Origin of the sequence: Lysinibacillus sp. JK80, assembly GCF_027557635.1 — a bacterium.
Taxonomy (GTDB): Bacteria; Bacillota; Bacilli; order Bacillales_A; family Planococcaceae; genus Lysinibacillus; species Lysinibacillus capsici.
In genome coordinates this window covers 1,932,091-1,954,218 of sequence record NZ_CP058997.1, presented here as the reverse complement: position 1 = coordinate 1,954,218, position 22,128 = coordinate 1,932,091, and the positions used below count along the sequence as shown (strand labels likewise).

Genomic DNA, 22,128 nt, shown 5'->3' with positions numbered 1-22,128 from the left:
GTCATTAGATTGGAACAGCAACAAGAGGCAAGAATGAGACTTCGAATGCTCTTGCAACAACTAGAGTTAATAGATGATGTATATATGTCATTTTTTGAGGAAGGTGAACTATCACGCCTGACAGTTCATAAAAAGGATAGACTTTGGCATTTCACAATTAAGTTAAAGGATATATTACCGTTTCCGTTATATCAGCTTTTCCGTACGCATTTGACAGAGAAATTTTCAGCGATAGCACAAGTTAATACGACATTTGAAACATTAGAAAAAAATGTCACAGAGGAACTGGTGCAAGCGTACTGGCTAAATGTTGTGGAACAAATTGATGAGATGGCTCCAACGCTTAAAAATTGTCTCATCACTCAAATACCAACATGGAACGGCCAAAAAATGACTTTATCCTGTATGCAGGAAATGGAATTTATGATGCTCAAAACGAAGTATGCGGACAAACTAGCAGAAAGCTATGGTCAATTTGGTTTCCCTCGTATGGCAATTGACTTTGTGCTACAAGAAGAAACGGAAGAAATGATAGCGGCACAGGAAGCATTTATGGAGCAGAAACGTCTGGAAGAAGTGGCTCTGGCACAGCAAGCGATGCAAGATTTCCAAAAACGTGAGCAAGAGAAGAAAGACAATCCGGCACTGGCCAACCTTGGCGACCGTCCATTCCAACTTGGGATGCATATTAAAGATGATGAAATCATGGAAATTAAACGGATTGTTGAAGAAGAACGCCGTGTTATTATTGAAGGATTTGTCTTTGATACGGAAATAAAAGAATTAAAAAGTGGACGCTCCTTATTACAAATCAAAATTACCGACTATACAGATTCCATCATTGTTAAAATGTTTTCTCGTGACAATGATGATGCTGAATTAATGCAACATCTGAAAAAGGGCATGTGGGTTAAAGTTCGAGGCTCTGTGCAAACTGATACGTTTATTCGTGATTTAATCGTTATGGCGAATGATATTAATGAAATCAAAAAAGAAACACGACAAGATTTAGCACCAGAGGGTGAAAAGCGTGTTGAGTTACATTTGCATACACCAATGAGCCAAATGGACGCTGTTACACCTGTTGATCGGCTTGTTGCTCAAGCTGCAAAGTGGGGGCATCCAGCAATAGCTATTACAGATCATGCGGTGGTGCAATCTTTCCCTGAAGCATATGCAGCGGGCAAAAAACATGGCATTAAGATTATTTATGGTCTGGAAGCAAATTTAGTTGATGATGGTGTACCAATTGCCTATGCTCCAGAGCATCGTTTATTGGCAGACACAACGTATGTTGTTTTTGACGTAGAAACGACAGGGCTATCAACTGCATATGATACCATTATTGAATTGGCTGCAGTTAAAATTAAAGATGGACAAGTTATTGATAAATATGAAAGTTTTGCAAATCCACATCATCCACTTTCGGCTACTACCATTGAATTAACAGGTATTACGGATGATATGGTTCGAAATGCACCAGAGGTAGAGCAGGTCATTAAAGAATTTCATGCCTTTATTGGAGATGCAATCGTTGTCGCTCATAACGCATCATTTGATATTGGCTTCCTATATACAGGCTATAAAAAATTTGGTCTTGAAGACACAGTCCATCCTGTCATTGATACATTAGAGCTAGCAAGATTGCTTTATCCTACAATGAAAAACCATCGCTTGAATACACTGTGTAAAAAATTCAATATTGAATTAACACAGCATCACCGAGCAATTTATGATACAGAGGCGACAGGATTTCTACTCCTGCAGCTATTAAAGGATGCTGATGAGCTAGCTATTAAATACCATGATGACTTCAATAAACATATTGGTGGTGGGGATGCCTATAAAAAAGGTAGACCTATGCATTGTACAATTTTAGCAGTTGATAATGCAGGCTTAAAAAACTTATTTAAAATCGTCTCCCACTCTCATACAAAAACATTCTATCGTGTTCCTCGGGTGACACGTGCTGTGCTTGAACAATATCGTGAGGGTTTATTAGTTGGATCAGGTTGCAGTAATGGTGAAGTATTCGAAACAATGATGAATAAGTCTCCAGAGGAAGCAGAGAAAGTCGCTCGTTTTTATGATTATATTGAGGTGCAACCGAAGGCTGTATATGCACCATTAATCGAACGCAATGTTGTACGTGATGAATGGACATTAGAAGATATTATCCGTAAACTTGTTAAACTCGGGAAGAAGCTAGATAAACCTGTTGTTGCAACTGGAAATGTTCATTATTTAGATCCGACAGATGGGATGTTTAGGCAAATACTTATTGGTTCACAAGGTGGAGCAAATATTTTAAATCGTTCTAAGCTACCAGAAGTCCATTTTAGAACAACTGATGAAATGCTGAAAGAATTTGATTTTTTAGGACCGGATCTTGCAAAAGAAGTGGTTGTGACGAATGCTCAAAAAGTAGCAGCAAGTATTGGGGACGTTAAACCGATTAAGGATGACCTATATACACCAAAAATTGAGGGCTCTGATGATGAAGTAACCAATTTAACTTATGAAATGGCCCATCGTATTTATGGTGAGGAGTTACCGGAAATTGTGAAAGCTCGAATTGAAAAAGAGTTAAAATCGATTTTGGGACACGGTTTTGGTGTTATTTATTTAATTTCTGCCAAGCTAGTGAAAAAATCATTAGCTGATGGCTATTTAGTAGGGTCACGTGGTTCGGTGGGTTCCTCATTAGTAGCCACTTTTATGGAAATCACAGAGGTTAACCCATTACCGCCTCACTATATTTGTCCTAGTTGTAAACATTCCGAGTTTTTCGATGATGGATCTGTCAGCTCAGGCTTCGATTTACCAAATAAAGACTGTACGGAATGTGGAACACCTTATAAAAAAGATGGACAAGACATACCATTTGAAACCTTCCTTGGATTCAAAGGTGATAAGGTACCAGATATCGATTTAAATTTTTCGGGTGAATATCAGCCTCAAGCGCACAACTATACAAAGGTGCTATTTGGTGAGGATTATGTATTCCGTGCTGGAACAATCGGTACAGTTGCGGAGAAAACAGCATATGGCTATGTGAAAGGCTATGCAAATGACCATAATTTACATTTTCGTGGAGCAGAAGTTGATCGTTTAGTTCAAGGCTGTACAGGAGTAAAACGTACAACTGGGCAACACCCTGGAGGAATTATTGTTGTTCCAGATTATATGGACATTTATGATTTTTCTCCAGTGCAATTCCCTGCAGATGCGCAGGATGCAGAATGGCGTACAACCCATTTTGATTTCCACTCTATTCATGACAATATTTTAAAGCTAGATATACTTGGACACGATGATCCAACGGTGATCAGAATGTTACAGGATTTATCGGGAATCGATCCTAAAACAATTCCGACCGATGATCCTGTCGTCATGAAAATTTTTAGTTCTCCTGAATCTTTAGGTGTTACAGAAAAGCAAATTGGCTGTAAGACAGGGACACTAGGTATACCAGAATTCGGTACGCGTTTTGTACGTCAAATGCTAGAAGATACGAAGCCTTCGACATTCTCGGAGCTTGTACAAATTTCTGGACTTTCCCATGGAACAGACGTATGGCTAGGGAATGCACAAGAATTAATTCAAAACGGTACATGTGTGCTAAAAGAAGTAATTGGTTGTCGTGATGACATTATGGTGTATTTAATTTATCAAGGTCTAGAGCCGTCACTAGCCTTCAAAATTATGGAATCTGTTCGTAAAGGGAAGGGATTATCAGAAGAATTTGAAGCCGAGATGCTCGCCAATAAAGTACCAGGTTGGTATATTGAATCTTGTAAAAAGATAAAATACATGTTCCCGAAAGCCCATGCCGCAGCATACGTGCTAATGGCAGTACGAATTGCCTGGTTCAAGGTACATTTTCCAATCCTTTATTATGCAGCGTATTTCACAGTTCGAGCAGATGATTTTGATTTAATTGCAATGGTGCAAGGATCGCAAATGATTCGAGCACGGATTGATGAAATCAATATGAAAGGCTTAGATGCATCCACTAAAGAGAAAAACTTATTAACGGTGCTGGAGCTTGCATTGGAAATGTGTGAGCGAGGTATGAGTTTCCAAAAGGTTGACCTATATCGTTCCCAAGCTAGTGAGTTTGTTATTGATGGCAATTCACTAATCCCTCCGTTCGATGCAATTCCGGGTCTTGGAACCAACGTGGCGAAAACGATCGTAGCTGCTCGTGAAGAGGGAGAGTTTTTATCCAAGGAAGATTTACAGCAACGTGGTCGTGTTTCCAAAACGCTTATCGAATACATGGACCAGCTTGGTTGTTTAGAAGGCATGCCTGATGCTAATCAGTTATCGCTATTCTAGTATTACAATTGTTTTGCATGGAAAGGTCACAATGTAAATTCAAATTCCTGACACAATATGGTTATCTATAATGAAGGAAATTTGCATTGTGTCGAGAACTGTGCTATTCTAATGGTAATAATTTGTTGATATTTTTCCAGCAAAAGAGTGGGGCATACCCGCTCTTTTCTGTTGTTTAACCGTAGCAAAACAAATTTTGACTAACAGCAGGTAAGACCGTAAAATTTCACCAAAGCAACTGGTGGAATTTCTGTTTTATTATGGTTCATTACTGCGTTAACCTGATAGTGATGAACAATTCATACGCTAGAATTTGATAAATACAGGAGGAAATAATGAGCAAAGTACCATCTTTAATTGAAGAGCTCGCTAAACCAATTGTGGATGAGTTAAATCTTGAGCTAGTGGATATTGAGTTCGTAAAAGAAGGACGAAACTGGTTTTTACGTGTCTATGTTGATACACCTGAGGGTGGAATTGACATAGATCAATGTGCTCAAGTGAGTGAACGACTAAGCTTGTTATTGGATGAAAAAGATCCAATTACACAAAACTATTATTTAGAAGTTTCTTCGCCTGGAGCGGAACGTCCATTAAAAAAAGATACGGATTTTGTCAAAGCAGTTGGCAAGTTTATTTATGTAAAAACCTATGAGCCCATCAAGGACATGAAGGAATTCCAAGGCTACTTAACGTCATACGATGAACATACATTAGTGATGGAAGTGCGTATTAAAACACGTAAAATAACAGTAACAATTGAACAAGAAAAAATCGCATTGGCACGACTTGCCATCGATTTTTCTGCATAAAGCATATTTAGGAGTGAAAACAAAATGAGTAGTGATTTGTTAGATGCGCTGAATGCGCTAGAAGAACAAAAAGGAATTTCAAGAGATGTGTTAATCGAAGCCATTGAAGCGGCATTAGTTACAGCTTACAAACGCAACTTTAACCAAGCACAAAATGTTCGAGTAGACTTAAATTTAGATAAGGGCTCAATTCGTGTATTTTCACGTAAAGATGTTGTGGAAGAGGTAGAAGATGATCGTTTGCAAATTTCTTTAGAAGATGCAAAAGTCATTAATCCAGCCTATCAGCTAGAGGATATCGTGGAGCAGGAAGTAACACCACGTAACTTTGGACGCATTGCTGCACAAACAGCAAAGCAAGTAGTTACACAACGCGTACGTGAAGCGGAACGAGGTTTAATTTATGAGCAGTACGTAGACCGTGAAGATGATATCGTAACTGGCGTTGTTGAACGTTTAGATGCTCGTAATATCTATGTAGGTTTAGGGAAAGTAGAAGCGGCATTGCCTGTTAATGAACAAATCCAAGGTGAATCTTATCATCCACATGATCGTATTAAAGTGTATATTACAAAAGTGGAACGTACAACTCGTGGACCTCAAGTGATTGTGTCTCGTACACATCCTGGTTTATTACGTCGATTATTTGAGATGGAAGTACCTGAAATTTATGAGGGTATTGTAGAGATTAAATCAATTGCACGTGAAGCTGGAGATCGCTCTAAAATTTCTGTTTTCGCTCATAATGAGGAAGTGGATCCAGTTGGTTCATGTGTTGGGGCAAAGGGAGCTCGTGTACAAACAATTGTCAATGAACTAAATGGTGAAAAAATTGATATCGTAGAATGGTCTGAAGACCCAGTTGTATTTGTAGCTAATGCATTAAGCCCATCAAAAGTATTAGATGTACAAGTGAATGAAGAAGAAAAGTCGACAACAGTCGTTGTACCAGACTATCAATTATCTCTAGCTATCGGTAAACGTGGGCAAAATGCTCGTCTAGCAGCGAAGCTTACTGGCTGGAAAATTGATATTAAGAGTGAGACTGATGCTCGTGAATTAGGTATTTATCCTTCGGCTACAAGCACTTTCATCCCTGCTCATGATGAAGAAAGTGATTTTGATGATGTAGCAGTTGACTTATATCAAGACGACGAAGAATAAGTAAGAAAGCCCGTGTGACAAGTTAGCTGACAGTATTCAGTGGGCCCCCTACGCCGACTGAATACTGTCAGAGCGTCAAGTAGAGCATGACTTGTCCACCTCTTACGACAAGCTTCAGAGAGGAATGGTGATTCTTATGGCTGTAAACAAAAAAGTACCTCTTCGTAAATGTGTAGCAACTGGAGAAATGCTACCAAAGAAAGAGATGATACGTGTTGTTCGTTCGAAAGAGGGCGAAGTAAGTGTAGATGTCTCCGGGAAAAAGCCTGGGCGTGGTGCCTATGTCTCTAAATCAGAGCAGGCAGTTGACCTCGCGCGTAAGAAAAATGTATTAGGGCACCAACTTGATGTGAAAATTCCTGAAGAAATATACGAGGAACTTATTTTGCTGATTCGTAGGGAGTCAATTTTATGATAAATCAAGCAATATTTAATTTGCTTGGAATCGCAGCAAGAGCACGTAAGGTGATTTCAGGAGAAGAGTTAGTAGTAAAGGAAGTCCGCAATGGCAATGCTAAACTAGTACTGCTTGCAAACGATGCTTCTAAAAACTCTAGTAAAAAAATTCAAGATAAGTGCACGTACTACAACGTTGAGTATCATGTAATTGGAGATCGATATGATCTAGGACATGCTACAGGTAAGGAGGCCCGCGTGGCTTTAGCTATTACCGATAAAGGTTTTGCAAGTAAATTGTCTAGTCTACTCAACGAAAACTAATCGGGGGTGAGCAGATGACCAAAATCAGAGTTCATGAATATGCGAAGCAAGTGAATAAAACGAGTAAAGAGGTTATTGAAGCACTAAGTAAATTAAATGTGAGTGTAACAAACCATATGTCTATGTTGGAAAAAGACGCTGTGGCAAAGTTAAATCAAACATTTAAAGCAACACCTGAGAAAAATGTAGCAAAACAATCAACTCAAAACATGGCACAAAAACCTCAATCAAATGGCCAGCAAAAACCACAGCATTCGGTGAAAAAGCAAGAAGGACAAAGGCAGCAATCTGCTACTTCTAAGCCAAAAGTAAACAATCAGCAACATGCACAGCAAAACTCAAATTCGTCTAACGAAAAATCTAAGAATACAAAAGGTAATCAAAATAGAAATATGACACAAAATAATAATAATAACAATAATAATCGTAGAGGTGGCGGTGGTTACAACCAACGTCCAAAACCAGGGATTCATGGAGGCAAACGTCGCCATCCAAAAACGCATCAACCATCAATTCCAGTGAAACAAAAGGAACTTCCAGAAAAAATTACTTTTGTTGAATCATTATCAGTTGCAGAATTAGCAAAAAAATTACACCGTGAGCCATCTGAAATCATTAAAAAATTATTCATGCTTGGCGTAATGGCAACAATTAACCAAGAATTAGATAAGGATGCAATTGAATTAATTTGCGCAGACTACGGTGTAGAAGTGGAAGAAGAAATTCGTGTAGATATTACGGATTTAGAAACACACTTCGAGCAAACAGAAGAAGTAAACGAGGCAGATTTATCAGAACGTCCGCCAGTTGTAACAATTATGGGTCACGTTGACCATGGTAAAACAACTTTATTAGACTCTATTCGCCATACAAAAGTAACAGCAGGAGAAGCTGGTGGTATCACACAACATATTGGTGCATACCAAGTTACAGAAGGCGACAAGAAAATTACATTCCTTGATACACCAGGACATGCAGCTTTCACAACAATGCGTGCGCGTGGTGCAAAAGTAACGGATTTAACAATTTTAGTTGTAGCTGCTGATGATGGTGTTATGCCACAAACAGTAGAAGCGATCAATCATGCCAAGGCTGCTGAAGTACCAATAATTGTGGCTGTGAATAAAATGGATAAACCATCGGCAAATCCAGATCGTGTGATGCAAGAATTAACAGAACATGGCTTAGTTCCTGAAGCATGGGGTGGAGATACAATTTTCGTTCCAATTTCAGCGTTAAAAGGTGAAGGCATTGATACATTGTTAGAGATGATTTTACTTGTAGCTGAAGTAGGCGAGCTTAAAGCAAATCCAGAACGTTTAGCACTTGGAACAGTAATCGAAGCTCAGCTTGATAAAGGTCGTGGCTCTGTTGCTACACTTTTAGTACAAGATGGAACATTAAAAGTAGGTGACCCAATCGTTGTAGGTCATACGTATGGTCGTGTACGTGCGATGGTAAATGACAAAGGTCGTCGAGTAAAAGAAGCTGGCCCATCAACTCCAGTTGAAATTACAGGTTTAAATGATGTACCTCAAGCAGGTGACCGTTTCGTTGTCTTTGAAGACGAGAAAACAGCACGTCAAGTTGGAGAAACAAGAGCAATGTCAGCGATTCAAGCACAACGTTCAGAAAAACAACGTGTAACGCTTGATAACTTATTTGAACAAATGAGCCAAGGCGAAATGAAAGAGCTCAACTTAATTGTGAAAGCTGACGTTCAAGGTACTGTTGAAGCTATGGCAGCCTCCCTAATGAAAATTGATGTGGAAGGCGTAAATGTGAAAATTATTCATACAGGTGCTGGAGCTATTACCGAATCTGATATTTCTCTTGCAGCAGCTTCTAATGCCATCGTTATTGGATTTAATGTACGTCCGGATGTTAACGCAAAACGTGCAGCAGAAGAAGAGGGTGTAGATATTCGCTTACACCGCATTATCTATAAAGTAATTGAAGAAATTGAACAAGCAATGAAAGGTATGCTTGATCCTGAATTTGAAGAAAAAATTATTGGTCAAGCAGAAGTTCGTCAAACAATTAAAGTATCAAAAGTTGGTACAATTGCTGGTTCATATGTAACAGAAGGAAAGGTAACACGTGATTCAGGTGTACGTGTGATCCGTGATAACGTCGTTATTTTTGAAGGTGAGCTAGATACGCTTAAACGCTTCAAAGATGAAGTAAAAGAAGTGGCAAAAGGATACGAATGTGGTATTACGATTACAAACTTCAACGATATTAAAGAAGGCGACATTATTGAAGCCTATATTATGGAAGAGGTTAAACGCGCCTAATGATCGTGTATGCAGAGGTTGAATTTATCATTCAAACTGCCCATTCGTTAAAGGAAAAGCGTGCTGTCTTACAGCGTATGATTACCCGCACAAAGCAGAAATTTAACGTTTCTATTGCGGAAATTGACCATCAAAATGTATGGCAGCGTACGAAATTAGCACTTGTTGCTGTTTCTTCGTCCAAAGAAGCAGCTGAACGAGAAATTAATCACGCGCTCCACTATTTAGAGTCAAATCCGTCATGGGAACAGCTTAATGTGTGGCGAGATTATTTATAAGTAGTAGTAGATAGTTGTCTAGCTTACGAAAGCATGGAACACACAACTATCTGTACATCGAAATAGAGGTGACAAATTATGTCTCTACGTTCAAACCGTGTTGCCGAGCAAATGAAAAAGGAGCTTGGTGATATTCTTGGCCGTAAAATAAAAGATCCGCGTGTTGGTTTTGTGACTGTTACAGGTGTTGAAGTAACGGGTGATTTACAGCAAGCGACAATCTATATTACATCTTTAGGCAACGAACGTGAACGAGAGGAAACGCTTAAAGCTTTAGTAAAAGCTTCGGGCTTCATTCGCTCTGAAATCGGATCACGCATTCGTTTACGACGTACACCAGAATTAATCTTTGAATTTGATTCATCGATTGAATATGGGAACCGTATTGATTCATTGTTAAGAGATTTACACAAAGAATAAGCTAAAAAAGTCTGCCACATGCATGTTTATGCAGGCAGACTTTTTAGCTTCATGGAAAAAGTTATATTGCCAATGAATAAATAAATGATAGAGTAAGCAGTTTGGGAGGAGCTATATGAACGGTATTTTACCGCTTTGGAAAGAAAGAGGCATGACAAGCCATGATTGTGTCTTTAAATTACGTAAAATTTTGCGGACAAAAAAAGTTGGGCATACAGGTACACTGGATCCAGGTGTTGAGGGCGTACTACCAATTTGTATTGGCCAAGCAACACGAATAGCAGAATATTTAACTGACGCAGGGAAAACCTATGAAGCAATCATTTCAATCGGTCGTACCACGACAACCGAGGATGCAGAAGGTGAAACCGTTGAAGAAGATCTTACGATAAAAAAATTTTCTCGTGAGCAGTTGTTAGAGGTTTTAGCTTCATTGACTGGAGTTATTGAACAAACACCACCCATGTTTTCAGCAGTAAAAGTTAATGGGAAGCGCCTCTATGAATATGCGCGAAAAGGTGAAAGTGTTGAAAGACCAATTCGCCAAGTAACAATTTATAATTTAGAGCTACTTGATGAGCTAGCACATTATGAGGGACAAGAAATCACATTTCCAGTACGTATCGCTTGTAGTAAAGGGACATATATTCGAACACTAGCTGTGCAAATTGGTGAGGCTCTTGGCTATCCAGCACATATGAAGGAGCTTGTACGTACTGCTTCTGGTACTTTTACACAGGATAATTGTTTTACGTTAGCACAGGTTGCTGAGCTAATGGAGACTGAGCAAGTAGCTTCCTGCATTTTACCTGTCGAGTATGCATTAGCAGACTATCCATATATTGAGATTACGAATGCCAATGAAAAAGAAATTTTCAATGGACAAGTGCTTCCAGCAGATGCATTATTAAATAGTCATGATAAAATTGTGTATGGAATCAATGGAAAGGCAGTTGCGGTTTATCAAGCTCACCCAACAAAGGATGGTTTGATGAAGCCACATAAGATGTTTCCGACGATAGAGTAGGAGGATTTTTCAATGGAGGTCATTCATTTAAAATACCCACATCAATTACAGCAACGAGAAAGCATGCAGCCGTATTCATTAGCTCTTGGCTTTTTCGATGGTGTACATAGAGGGCATCAAGCAGTTATCAAGGCAGCTAAGGAAGAGGGCGACAAGCGACAAATTCCAACTGCAGTGATGACATTCGATCCACATCCTTCATTAGTCCTTGGTGGACGTAACGAAAAGGTTTTTTATATTACACTCTTACAACAGAAATTACAGCTGTTTGAAGAACAGGGTGTGGATACGGTATTCGTTGTCCACTTCACTTCAGATTTTGCCAAACTTTCACCAGCGGCATTTATTGATACATTTATCCGTGGATTAAATATTCAGCATGTGACAGCTGGCTTCGATTATTCGTTTGGAGCATTTGGTAAGGGAACAATGGAAGATATGCGTTTATTAAGTAATGGTGATTATGGCGTTACAATTGTTGAGAAGAAAACAGATGATGTTGAGAAAATCAGCTCTACCCGTATACGCAAGCTATTACAAGAAGGCGATATGGAAGAAGCAACAGTTTTATTAGGGAGACCGTTTGAAATCAATGGGATTGTTGTCCATGGTGATAAACGTGGTCGTACTATTGGTTTCCCTACTGCAAATGTCCAAGCATTAGAAGGAACGTTTATTCCAGCTAGTGGTGTTTATGCTGTTCGTCTGCTTGTACAAAATAACTGGTATGATGGTGTTTGCAACGTGGGCTATAAGCCAACTTTCAAAGATCCAAATGATAAGCAATTATCGATTGAAGTCCATATTTTAAACTTTGATAAAAATATCTACGGTGAAGAAGTACATGTGGCATGGTATAAACGTATACGAAGTGAACGGAAATTCGATGGTATTGAGGCCTTGAAAACACAAATTGAAAAGGATAAACAAGAAGCAATCCGTTACTTTAACCAGCTATAAGAAGTACTTCATTACTGTAGTCACATTAGCCAAGTCGACGTTTTACTTGCTTGACTATGTGATTTATGGTAATATTCATAAGTGCATAAATGCTTAACCTTAGCTCGGTATATCGATGACTCCAACGTTTACTGTGCTAATGGGGATTAATTATAATTTAGGAGGTCCATACAAATGGCTATTACAAAAGAACGTAAAAACGAAATTATCGCTGAGTACCGTACTCACGAAAGTGACACTGGTTCACCAGAAGTACAAGTTGCAGTATTAACAGAGGAAATCAATGCTCTAAATACTCACTTACGTACTCACAAAAAAGATTTCCACTCTGAGCGTGGTCTTCTTAAAATGGTAGGTCGTCGTCGTCACTTATTAAAATACCTTCGTGAAACAGACGTACAACGTTACCGTGAATTAATCAACCGTTTAGGCTTACGTCGCTAATTAATAGCAAAAGTAATCCTATATTAGACTGTAGACAAACTGATGTTTGTCTACAGTCTTTTTTTGAGATAATCTTGTTAATTTTGTTCAACAATAAGCCATAACTTTTTTACACTACGATGAACGATAGATAAAAATGATTTGATACTTGATAAAAGGGTGATATATTCTAATCACATTTCACAGCCCATTTATAGTCATTGTGATCATCATTTGCAAGTGTAATTGAAGTAGATAAATTGAAGGCTAGATTGCTATTATATTTCATGAAATACAATCCAGCAAATTATAGGATAGAGGCTCAAAATTGGTACATAAGCGTCAATCATACAATCTAAATGCTATCATTGAATACTAGTAAACGATGGCTATGGGTTAGAAAACTTTCTATGTTAATAGTTGGTGAAATGTAAACTAAATCATTTAGAAGGGTGAGTAGGATGTTTAACCAATTATTAAGAGAGAATAATATTGTTGCAGGTATTTTAACAGTTATTCGTGTTTATTTAGGCTGGCATTGGCTTACAGCAGGTTGGGGAAAATTGTTTAATGGCTTTGATGCATCTGGCTTTTTAGCCAATGCTATTGCAAATCCAGTGACAAGTGGAGAAGAGCTCGCATACCCACTGTATGTAAAGTTTATTGAATCATTTGCTTTGCCAAATGCTGAGCTAATTAATATTCTTGTGCCTTGGGGAGAATTTTTAGTAGGGCTAGGATTAATTCTGGGATGCTTAACGACATATGCTGCATTTTTTGGTATGGTCATGAATTTTGCCTTCCTAATGGCAGGTACTATATCTAGCAATCCTTGGGATATTTTACTTGCAATCTTTATAGCCGTTGCTGGTTATAATGCTGGGAAATTCGGGCTTGACCGCTTCATTATGCCAATCATAGGTGAAAAGATGGCGAGAAATAAGAAAAAAGAAGTTGTTCAACCTGTTAAAATTACATAATAAACTTTTTACATATCTTATATTAGGAGACTACTCATTAGTCTGAATATACCCCGCCCATTATATGGGTGGGGTATTTAAGTTGTTGAAAAAAGAAATGTCACTAGCAGAAAAGCCCTTTTTGCAAGGTGAGGGGGTGACTTCCGTTTCACTGGGCGTCCGATGATCCAGTTTTACTCACTTACGCAACTTTCACAAAAATTCTATTGATGGTTTTACTTTTCAACACTATGTAAATCCCGACTATTATTTGCCTGACTTACTAACTTTCCTAGATGATCCAACTTTCTTTTACCTTATAGGATGTTGTATGATAAGCTCCATGTTATAATAAGTCTATTGTTTAAACTTGTATTTGAAAAACTAATGTTAGCGAAGCAGTTATTTCCATTTACATACATTACTTTTCGTCAAGAAGGAATCAATATAGAAAAAACCATATACCAAAAATGCTTTTTCAATAAAATAATGAAATAAATCTTAAATAAATTGGCAATAACTGAATTTAAATGTATGATTATTTCATGAAATATTATTTAGCATAGAACAAGCATTTTTGGTACACTTACTATTAGTACATACAGACGAAGTAAGTGTTTTTATAATAGAGAGGGGTTCATTGAATGAACGAAAAGAAAGTCTATTCCTATGAATGGGCTGGCCGTCCACTTGTAATTGAAGTAGGACAGTTAGCAAAACAAGCAAACGGAGCCGCATTAGTACGCTATGGCGATACTTCTGTACTTGCTACAGCAACAATGTCAAAATCACCTAAACCACTTGATTTCTTCCCATTAACAGTAAACTATGAAGAGCGTCTATATGCTGCAGGTAAAATTCCTGGCGGCTTTATTAAGCGTGAAGGACGTCCATCTGAAAAGGCGATTTTAGCAAGCCGTTTAATCGACCGTCCGATTCGTCCGATGTTCCCGGATGGTTTCCGTAATGAAGTACAAGTTATTTCTATGGTTATGTCAAATGATCCTGACTGTACATCTGAAATGGCAGCAATGGTTGGTTCATCATTAGCATTAGCGATCTCTGATATTCCATTTGATGGGCCAATAGCAGGTGTACAAGTTGGTTATATTGATGGAGAATTCATTGTAAACCCTACAGTAGAGCAATCGAATCGCTCAACAATTCATTTGTCTGTAGCAGGGAACAAAGATGCTATCAATATGGTTGAAGCGGGAGCACTTGAAGTACCAGAGGAAATCATGTTAGAAGCGATTATGTTCGGTCATGAAGAAATCAAAAAAATCATTGCTTTCCAAGAGCAAATTGTGGCAGAGGTTGGTAAAGAAAAGTTACCAGTGACACTATTTGAAATTGACGAAGCAATTCAAGCCGATATAAAAGCAGCTTGTGAGACTGATATGCATGACGCAATTCAAACGGCAGAGAAACATGCTCGTGATGAGGCAATTCAAGCTGTTAAAGAGCGAGTTATCGCTTCCTATGAAGAGCAAGAAGCAGATGACGAAACAATGAAACAAGTGTACACAATTCTTGACAAGATGGTAAAAGAAGAAGTACGCCGTCAAATCACGGAAGATAAGATTCGTCCAGATGGTCGTAAGCTTGACGAAATCCGACCACTTTCTTCTGAAACAGGCTTATTACAACGTACACATGGTTCAGGTCTGTTTACACGTGGACAAACACAAGCACTTTCTATTTGTACATTAGGTGCGCTTGGTGATGTACAAATTATTGACGGTTTGGGTGTGGAAGAGTCAAAACGCTTTATGCACCATTATAACTTCCCACAATTTTCTGTAGGGGAAACGGGTCCAATCCGTGGGCCAGGTCGTCGTGAAATTGGTCATGGTGCGTTAGGTGAGCGTGCACTTGAAGCAGTCATTCCTGATGAGTCGGTCTTCCCTTATACAATTCGTTGTGTATCAGAAGTACTTGAATCAAACGGATCAACTTCTCAAGCTTCTATTTGTGCGTCTACATTAGCCATGATGGATGCAGGTGTCCCATTAAAAGCACCAGTTGCAGGTATTGCAATGGGCCTTATTAAAAAAGGTGAACATTATTCTATTTTAACGGATATTCAAGGAATGGAAGACCATTTAGGCGATATGGACTTTAAAGTGGCTGGTACAGCTAAAGGTGTAACAGCTCTACAAATGGACATTAAAATTGATGGTTTATCTCGCAATATTTTAGAAGAAGCACTGACACAAGCAAAAGTTGGACGTATGCATATTCTAGAATCAATGCTTGCTACACTGCCAGAGCCACGTAAACAATTATCTGCGTTTGCACCAAAAATTGTTATTGTAAAAATTAATCCTGATAAAATTCGTGATGTAATTGGACCAGGTGGTAAACAAATTAATAAAATTATTGAAGAAACGGGCGTTAAGATTGATACAGAGCAAGATGGTACAATCTATATTTCTTCTGCTGATGAAGCAATGAATGCACGTGCAAAACAAATTATTGAAGATATCGTACGTGAAGCAAAAGTAGGGGAATACTACTTATCAACAGTGAAACGTATTGAAAAATTCGGCGCCTTTTGCGAAATCTTCCCAGGGAAAGATGGCTTGCTTCACATTTCTGAAATTCAAGAGGAACGAACAAAGCAAGTGGAGGACGTCTTAAAACTTGGCGATCAATTACTTGTGAAAGTGATTGAAATCGACAAGCAAGGTCGTGTGAATTTATCTCGCAAAGTAGTAATTCAAGAGGAAAAAGAGCGCGCTGAACAAGAAAAATAATATTGATTAAAAGGCTGCGTAAATTGCGCAGCCTTTTTCGATAGTAGCAAGAAGAAAAGTAGAGGATTTTTATAATTGGGGGAGATAGTTTGGTTCAAGTACATACATGTCAGAATGGTGTTCGAATTGTATCAGAGCAAATTGATCATGTAAGATCAGTGGCATTAGGTATCTTTGTGAATGCTGGCTCTCGCTATGAGCTACCTGAAGAGAATGGTATCACACATTTTATTGAGCATATGTTGTTTAAAGGCACAACAACTCGTTCAGCTCGTCAAATTGCTGAAGAATTTGATCGAATCGGAGGAGAGCTAAATGCCTTCACATCGAAAGAAAATACATGTTACTATGCTAAAGTTTTAGATCATCATGCGGAGCTTGCGGTCACAATACTAGCAGATATGTTTTTCAATTCTACCTTTGCGGAAGAAGAATTAGAAAAAGAGCGACAAGTAGTATTAGAAGAAATTTTAATGAGCGAAGATGCTCCTGATGATGACGTTCATGAGAAGCTGTGGGGTGTCATGTATCCGAATGATGCACTCGGTCGTCCAATACTAGGTACGGCTGCTACATTAAAGACATTTACAGTAGATGCTATACGAAAATATATGGATAAACATTATGGGCCAGAGTCCGTTGTTATTTCTATTGCAGGTAATATTTCATCTCAGCTTATGCAAACGATTGAAGATTTATTTGGTCACTATCAACCTTCACCGCATGCTATTGCGCCTGTCCTGACAAATCCTTCATTTTATCCAGGGGAAATTACAAAAATACGCGATACAGAGCAGGCACATGTCGCGATTTCCTATCCAGCAATTGGTGTAAAAGATCCAGATATGTATAGCTTTATTGCGCTTAACAATATAATTGGAGGCAATATGAGTTCTCGATTGTTTCAGGAAGTACGAGAAGAACGTGGGCTAGCCTATTCTATTTTCTCCTATCAATCGTGTTATGCAGATGTAGGTGCTTTTACGATTTATGGTAGTACTAGTCGACAGCAATTAGCACAGCTTCAGCACACGATTGATGCCACTTTATTAGATATTGTAGCGGGTGGTGTGACAGAGGAGGAGCTTGATAATGCGAAAGAGCAGCTTAAAGGAAGCTTTGTCCTTGGATTAGAAGGGACGGGAGCTCGTATGAATCGAAATGGAACAAGTGAACTTGTCCATCGCAAGCATCGAACAGTAGACGAGGTTCTTAAATCGATAGATGCCGTATCGATGGAGTCAGTGGATCGGCTGATTGCTAAAATTTTAAAAGCAGAGCCAGCTATCTCAATCATAGGTCCTAGCGAATAAAGATATTTTAATAAGATAGTATTTGTTCAAGCTATTATTAGATAGGAGATTGGCATTTATTTTCAATGTGGATAAGTGACAACAGCCCTCCATAAAATGAGTAGTGAAAACCTTTACCCAGAAGGTAACACTTTATGAACTGGCGAGGGAAGGTACTTGATTCAAGGGGATAGCGAGACATGTCACCCTCTCTAAATGGAGAGGTAGCGAAGGAAGCCGCTCTGCACATGCTCATAGGAAAGCAAGTAGCCTGCAATGAAATCCATTTCCTTTTAATTGACTGTTTTGCTATTCAACACGATTAAAAATAGGCTGCCAAATAAGGCAGCCTATTTTTAGATGAATGTTTAGCAAATTTCCTTTGCCAAATATAAATAAAGACATTTGTGAAACACAAGAAAAGTGATGAGGATACTAACCAGTGTTGGTATGAATAAGATAATTAAATTTGCAGCTACTAGTGATAAATAATAATGAATAACAAAATTTAGCAGAATGATAAGCACAATAGCTGTAAGCATTCTAACCGTTCGCATTCTCTCTGTTTCATCAAGATGCTGAATATAAAATTGACTACAGATGAGGAAAGAGGCGCTACTTATATAAGCAAAGTACATAGCAAGATGCTCGATAAAATTTTCAGATGCATCAGGTTGTGAGAAATACATAGGCGCAAGGATAATAAAGAGCAATGCAATAAGGCCATAGCAAAATAAAAAATCGGATTGCAATTGTGTTTTCTTTGATAGAGGTAGCGTATTGACATACATTGTCCACTTTACTTGACGGTCGCCTCTATATAAATTATCTACGATGTTGGCTGAAATAACGACAACAAATAATCCGATAGAAGGACTATCTACAAAAGGTAAATGTACAAAATGAAGAAGTAAACATATCGTCATTGTAAAAAGAATAGTCCATTTTTGTACGACAATTCTTTGTAACAACAGTGCTCGCATGAGATCCCTCCTAAAACTCTTTTCTTTTATAAATAGCAGTAGAAACTAGAGAGGAGAGGTAGAGCAGTAATAGCCCGCCCAAAGGTGCTAAATAGACATATTGCTTTAAATATAGAAACGTTTGAGTCATATCAGGGATATATTCTTTAAACATCCCCGTTAAGAAGCCAGGGATAAAACAAAACGCAATGAGGACTATTCTTCCTTTAATAGAGCCAAATTTAATATAGATAGGTAGTAATACGGCTAATAAACAGAGCGCCGATGTTATGATCAAATTAAACGTTAGGAAAAATTCTGAAGTGATGTCGTTATTGGTAAAAAAATTGATAAAAAATAGGATAGGTAATGCCATAACAAGTCCGAAAATCATTAACATCACACTGAGTATATATTTACTAAAAACGATATCCGCTTTAGAAATTGGTAAAGTATTAGCGTATTTATCCCACTTACTTTGTTCATCGTAGCTAAGCGCAGTTATCGCTTGTATCGTAACAATAAAAACAATAACAGCTAGAAGCATTGCGCTTTGCTGCATAAAAATCGCCATCACAAAAAGAAATATAAGAACAAATGCTTGTGCTTTCATTTGTCGTTGAATGGTCATTAAATCTTTTAGGATAAGTCCTACCATATTTAAACACTACCTTTCACGAAAAATAGCATGATATCTTCTATAGAAGGCCTTTCAAGTCTGAAAGCCTCATTTACTTCATTTTTCAGAACTAATGCTTCTATTCCAAACGCACCAGGACGGGTTCTTAGAATAGCATGCTCTGGCAAGTCGTTTACTTCCTCACTGTTACCTTTGAAAATACCATATTCATATAATAGAGCATCTTTACTCTCGCTCAATAAAATCTCACCATTATGAATTAACGTAATATAGTCAGCAATTTTTTCTAAATCGCTTGTAATATGCGATGAAAATAAAATGCTGTGCGTTTCATCCTGCATAAATGCTAAAAATAAATCCAGAATTTCATCCCGAATAATAGGGTCTAATCCACTTGTTGGCTCATCTAAAATCAATAATTTTGGATGATGTGCCAATGCTAAGGCAATTGATAGCTTCATCCTCATTCCTCGTGATAGTTCCTTTATCTTCTTCCTCTTTGGCACCTTAAATTGAGCTAATCTTTCAAAATAATAGTCTGAATCCCATGTTTGAAATACTTTTCTCATGATTTTGTCGAGTTGCGTCGCATTTAGCGTTTCTGGTACATGTAAATCGTCAAATACAACGCCGATGTCGTTTTTTATCGATAGTTCGTGTTCGACATGATCTTTGCCAAATAGCAAAATTTCGCCATATTCTTTTTTTATTAAATTCAGCATGCATTTTATCGTTGTTGATTTGCCAGCCCCGTTTTCTCCAACAAAACCCATTACCGTGCCTTGAGGGACGGAAAAACTTATATCTTTAAGAAAAAAGCCTTCAAAGCCCTTATGTAGATCATGAATTTCAATGGCATTCATATTACTTATCCTCCTCTAACATTAAAGATAGTAGTTCTTGTAATTCTTCACCAGAAAGTCCAGCGGTTTTCGCTATTTTTGCTGCCTTTTGCAAATGCCCCTCTACTTGCCGTAATAGCTCCTCACGTAGAAAGTCTTGATTTCGTTCTGTGACAAAGCTCCCTTTACCAGCGACTGTTTCAATGAAACCATCTCGCTCTAAATCAGCATAGGCACGTTTAGTGGTCATCACACTTATTTTTAAATCCTTTGCTAAAGCGCGGATAGACGGTAGTGCATCACCAGCCTGTAATTTATTAGCTAAAATAGCCTCTTTGAGCTGTATGGTGATTTGCTCATAAATAGGTTTTTCACTCGCATTACTTAAATGGATATGCACAAATCATCACCTCTTATAACTGTATATACACACTATATACAGAAAGCGATAAAAATGCAACATATTCGTACTTTAGGTAGGGGTCACGATTTGCAAAAAGTCCGCATATATTGAGGTAACGGCTCAAGGAGGGAGATGAGGCATGCTACTATCTGAGATGGTGGATAAGGAGTTAATTCAAATTGAGGGTGGCGTACATTTTGGCATCCTGGCACATACAGAATGCCTATTAGATGTGCAAACAGGGAAAATACATGGTTTTGAAATTGTGAAAGATAAACTACCATTCCAAAAAAAGAAAATGAAAGTTAGTGAAATGATACCTTGGCACGAAATTATTTTAATTGGTGAAGATCGTATTTTATTTAATAAGACATCTACAGTACAGTCAGAATATTTACAGTGAGGTGAGCTTTTGGAAAACGAAAAATGGCTTGTTATCGGTGAGGACTCCCGATTAAAGGAACTAGCTACAATGCTAAGAAGTCCATTGAGAACAGTATTTTATAAAAGAACAACTGTATGGAACGAAGAGTTAAATAAACTTGTTTTAGAATTCCAGCCTAATAAAATCGTATTACCTATTCTTCCATTAAAAATAGAAGTTGAGCAGCTCTATGGTATATCACAAGTGAAATTTTATACAGGTCGATTAACAATGCATTGGAAGCAATTACTAGAGAAAAATGAATCTATTTGCTATTTACAACAAGAATCATTTATTTGGCAAAATGCTCGATTAACAGCGGAGGGATTTATCGCCACGTTTTACGGACTCGAGCAAAAATGTATTTACGGACAAAATTTCACAATCGCAGGTTTTGGTCGCATCGCAAAAATGCTCGCCTCTTTACTAGTTAAGATGGGTGCAAATGTTCATATTGTTGCACGTTCAGTTGTACAAGTGAGTGAAGCAAAAGCTTATGGTTATAAAGCCACGAATTTAGATGATCGCCAATGGTCTATTACAGATGGCATTTTTATTAATACAATTCCTGCTAAATGGATTACAGAGTCTTTTATAGAGCATGTTCCAACTGTTTTATATGACTTGGCTTCAGAGCCAGGATGTTTAGATATAGATTCTGATCAATTACAAACGTATGTACTATTGCCATCATTGCCTGGGAAATACTTTGCACATGATGCTGCTACAATATTGTGCAAGGCAATAGAGGAGGAAGAAAATTGTTAACGGGGAAACGAATTGGCTTAGGTATTACTGCTTCTCATTGTACGTATGAAGATGTAGTACCTAAAATCCAAAATTTTATTGATGTCGGAGCAACAGTTATTCCAATCATTACCCATTCCGTTTTACATGCAGCTACACGCTTTGGTACAGGTGAAGAGTGGATTGCCAAAATAGAAGCTTTGACAGGAGAAAAAGTTATTTCTTCTATAAAAGAGGCGGAGCCATTTGGCCCATCCAATCCATTAGATGCAATGGTCATAGCCCCCATGACAGGCAATAGCATAAGTAAATTTGCTAATGCGGCAACAGATAGTCCTGTGTTAATGGCAGCAAAGGCTACTTTGCGTAATGGTTCGCCTGTAGTTTTAGGTATTTCCACAAACGATGCACTAGGCTTAAATGGCATAAATATTATGAAACTGTTAAATGCCAAAAATATATATTTTATTCCCTTTGGTCAGGATGCCCCTCACTCCAAACCAAATTCTTTAATTGCTGATTTTGAGCAAATGGTGGATACTGTTCATGCAGCAATTACGCAGAAAAAGCAATTACAACCGCTGTTGATACAATATTTCAAATAAATAAGAGATTACACACAATTTTCAGTATTTTTGTGATACAATAGCACACATTA

The 22,128-nt window shown here is 38.0% G+C and carries 22 protein-coding genes; 18 read left to right on the top strand and 4 right to left on the bottom strand.

Annotation, left to right across the window (positions count from 1 at the left end):
* Nucleotides 1-9 precede the first annotated feature (9 nt).
* The 15 genes from HXV90_RS10275 to HXV90_RS10205 all read left to right on the top strand — a co-directional run bounded on the left by HXV90_RS10275 (nucleotide 10) and on the right by HXV90_RS10205 (nucleotide 17,778).
* A complete protein-coding gene (locus tag HXV90_RS10275) occupies nucleotides 10-4,341 on the top strand; it encodes a PolC-type DNA polymerase III (RefSeq protein WP_269898921.1) in 4,332 nt (1,443 codons plus the stop codon).
* Between the two features lie 335 nt (nucleotides 4,342-4,676).
* Nucleotides 4,677-5,153, top strand: a complete 477-nt coding sequence (rimP, locus tag HXV90_RS10270) for a ribosome maturation factor RimP (protein WP_004269252.1) — start codon at nucleotides 4,677-4,679, stop codon at nucleotides 5,151-5,153.
* Nucleotides 5,154-5,177: 24 nt separating this feature from the next.
* The gene (gene nusA / locus HXV90_RS10265; RefSeq protein ID WP_048391564.1) at nucleotides 5,178-6,317 is read left to right on the top strand and encodes a transcription termination factor NusA; all 1,140 of its coding nucleotides are present in this window, start codon (nucleotides 5,178-5,180) and stop codon (nucleotides 6,315-6,317) included.
* A 136-nt stretch (nucleotides 6,318-6,453) separates the two neighbouring features.
* Nucleotides 6,454-6,732, top strand: coding sequence for an RNase P modulator RnpM (rnpM, locus tag HXV90_RS10260; RefSeq protein ID WP_004269250.1), 279 nt, complete (start codon nucleotides 6,454-6,456; stop codon nucleotides 6,730-6,732).
* Nucleotides 6,729-7,037, top strand: a complete 309-nt coding sequence (locus HXV90_RS10255) for a YlxQ family RNA-binding protein (RefSeq protein ID WP_004225011.1) — start codon at nucleotides 6,729-6,731, stop codon at nucleotides 7,035-7,037. Before rnpM ends, HXV90_RS10255 begins: the two co-directional genes overlap by 4 nt.
* A 14-nt stretch (nucleotides 7,038-7,051) precedes the next feature.
* On the top strand, nucleotides 7,052-9,334 hold the full coding sequence (gene infB, locus HXV90_RS10250) for a translation initiation factor IF-2 (protein WP_048391561.1): 2,283 nt from the start codon (nucleotides 7,052-7,054) through the stop codon (nucleotides 9,332-9,334).
* On the top strand, nucleotides 9,334-9,612 hold the full coding sequence (locus HXV90_RS10245) for a DUF503 domain-containing protein (RefSeq protein ID WP_008178987.1): 279 nt from the start codon (nucleotides 9,334-9,336) through the stop codon (nucleotides 9,610-9,612). The genes infB and HXV90_RS10245 overlap by 1 nt, the downstream gene beginning before the upstream one ends.
* Nucleotides 9,613-9,690: 78 nt before the next feature.
* A complete protein-coding gene (rbfA, locus tag HXV90_RS10240) occupies nucleotides 9,691-10,032 on the top strand; it encodes a 30S ribosome-binding factor RbfA (protein WP_004225003.1) in 342 nt (113 codons plus the stop codon).
* Between the two features lie 115 nt (nucleotides 10,033-10,147).
* Nucleotides 10,148-11,059 carry a tRNA pseudouridine(55) synthase TruB gene (truB, locus tag HXV90_RS10235; protein WP_269898920.1) on the top strand — a complete coding sequence of 304 codons (912 nt, stop codon included), beginning with the start codon at nucleotides 10,148-10,150 and terminating at the stop codon, nucleotides 11,057-11,059.
* A 12-nt stretch (nucleotides 11,060-11,071) separates the two neighbouring features.
* Nucleotides 11,072-12,019 carry a riboflavin biosynthesis protein RibF gene (gene ribF / locus HXV90_RS10230; protein WP_103117593.1) on the top strand — a complete coding sequence of 316 codons (948 nt, stop codon included), beginning with the start codon at nucleotides 11,072-11,074 and terminating at the stop codon, nucleotides 12,017-12,019.
* Between the two features lie 174 nt (nucleotides 12,020-12,193).
* Nucleotides 12,194-12,463, top strand: coding sequence for a 30S ribosomal protein S15 (rpsO, locus tag HXV90_RS10225; protein WP_004224992.1), 270 nt, complete (start codon nucleotides 12,194-12,196; stop codon nucleotides 12,461-12,463).
* A gap of 440 nt (nucleotides 12,464-12,903) precedes the next feature.
* Nucleotides 12,904-13,422: a DoxX family protein gene (locus HXV90_RS10220; protein WP_048391558.1), complete on the top strand. Its 519-nt coding sequence runs from the start codon at nucleotides 12,904-12,906 to the stop codon at nucleotides 13,420-13,422.
* Nucleotides 13,423-14,045: 623 nt separating this feature from the next.
* The gene (gene pnp / locus HXV90_RS10215; protein ID WP_048391556.1) at nucleotides 14,046-16,160 is read left to right on the top strand and encodes a polyribonucleotide nucleotidyltransferase; all 2,115 of its coding nucleotides are present in this window, start codon (nucleotides 14,046-14,048) and stop codon (nucleotides 16,158-16,160) included.
* A gap of 89 nt (nucleotides 16,161-16,249) precedes the next feature.
* A complete protein-coding gene (locus HXV90_RS10210) occupies nucleotides 16,250-17,473 on the top strand; it encodes a M16 family metallopeptidase (RefSeq protein WP_269898919.1) in 1,224 nt (407 codons plus the stop codon).
* 179 nt (nucleotides 17,474-17,652) lie between these two features.
* Nucleotides 17,653-17,778 (top strand): hypothetical protein, encoded by a 126-nt coding sequence (locus HXV90_RS10205; RefSeq protein ID WP_269898918.1) that lies wholly within the window; start codon nucleotides 17,653-17,655, stop codon nucleotides 17,776-17,778.
* Between the two features lie 42 nt (nucleotides 17,779-17,820).
* Here the strand turns inward: HXV90_RS10205 and HXV90_RS10200 are convergent, their stop codons facing one another.
* Genes HXV90_RS10200 through HXV90_RS10185 form a run of 4 tightly spaced genes read right to left on the bottom strand, consistent with a single transcriptional unit; the run spans nucleotide 17,821 to nucleotide 20,296 of the window.
* On the bottom strand, nucleotides 17,821-18,435 hold the full coding sequence (locus tag HXV90_RS10200; RefSeq protein WP_115673180.1) for an ABC-2 transporter permease: 615 nt from the start codon (nucleotides 18,433-18,435) through the stop codon (nucleotides 17,821-17,823).
* 10 nt (nucleotides 18,436-18,445) lie between these two features.
* Nucleotides 18,446-19,072 carry an ABC-2 transporter permease gene (locus HXV90_RS10195; protein WP_269898917.1) on the bottom strand — a complete coding sequence of 209 codons (627 nt, stop codon included), beginning with the start codon at nucleotides 19,070-19,072 and terminating at the stop codon, nucleotides 18,446-18,448.
* A 2-nt stretch (nucleotides 19,073-19,074) separates the two neighbouring features.
* On the bottom strand, nucleotides 19,075-19,917 hold the full coding sequence (locus HXV90_RS10190; RefSeq protein WP_004224974.1) for an ABC transporter ATP-binding protein: 843 nt from the start codon (nucleotides 19,915-19,917) through the stop codon (nucleotides 19,075-19,077).
* A 1-nt stretch (nucleotide 19,918) separates the two neighbouring features.
* Nucleotides 19,919-20,296 (bottom strand): GntR family transcriptional regulator, encoded by a 378-nt coding sequence (locus HXV90_RS10185; protein ID WP_048391548.1) that lies wholly within the window; start codon nucleotides 20,294-20,296, stop codon nucleotides 19,919-19,921.
* A gap of 142 nt (nucleotides 20,297-20,438) precedes the next feature.
* On the opposite strand from HXV90_RS10185, the gene HXV90_RS10180 reads away from it, so the two are divergent.
* The 3 genes from HXV90_RS10180 to HXV90_RS10170 are packed head-to-tail and all read left to right on the top strand — an operon-like array spanning nucleotide 20,439 to nucleotide 22,075.
* The gene (locus tag HXV90_RS10180) at nucleotides 20,439-20,702 is read left to right on the top strand and encodes a YlmC/YmxH family sporulation protein (RefSeq protein ID WP_004224966.1); all 264 of its coding nucleotides are present in this window, start codon (nucleotides 20,439-20,441) and stop codon (nucleotides 20,700-20,702) included.
* Nucleotides 20,703-20,711: 9 nt separating this feature from the next.
* The gene (locus tag HXV90_RS10175) at nucleotides 20,712-21,491 is read left to right on the top strand and encodes an NAD(P)-dependent oxidoreductase (RefSeq protein ID WP_269898916.1); all 780 of its coding nucleotides are present in this window, start codon (nucleotides 20,712-20,714) and stop codon (nucleotides 21,489-21,491) included.
* Nucleotides 21,485-22,075, top strand: a complete 591-nt coding sequence (locus HXV90_RS10170) for a dipicolinate synthase subunit B (RefSeq protein ID WP_004224962.1) — start codon at nucleotides 21,485-21,487, stop codon at nucleotides 22,073-22,075. The genes HXV90_RS10175 and HXV90_RS10170 overlap by 7 nt, the downstream gene beginning before the upstream one ends.
* Nucleotides 22,076-22,128 lie beyond the last annotated feature (53 nt).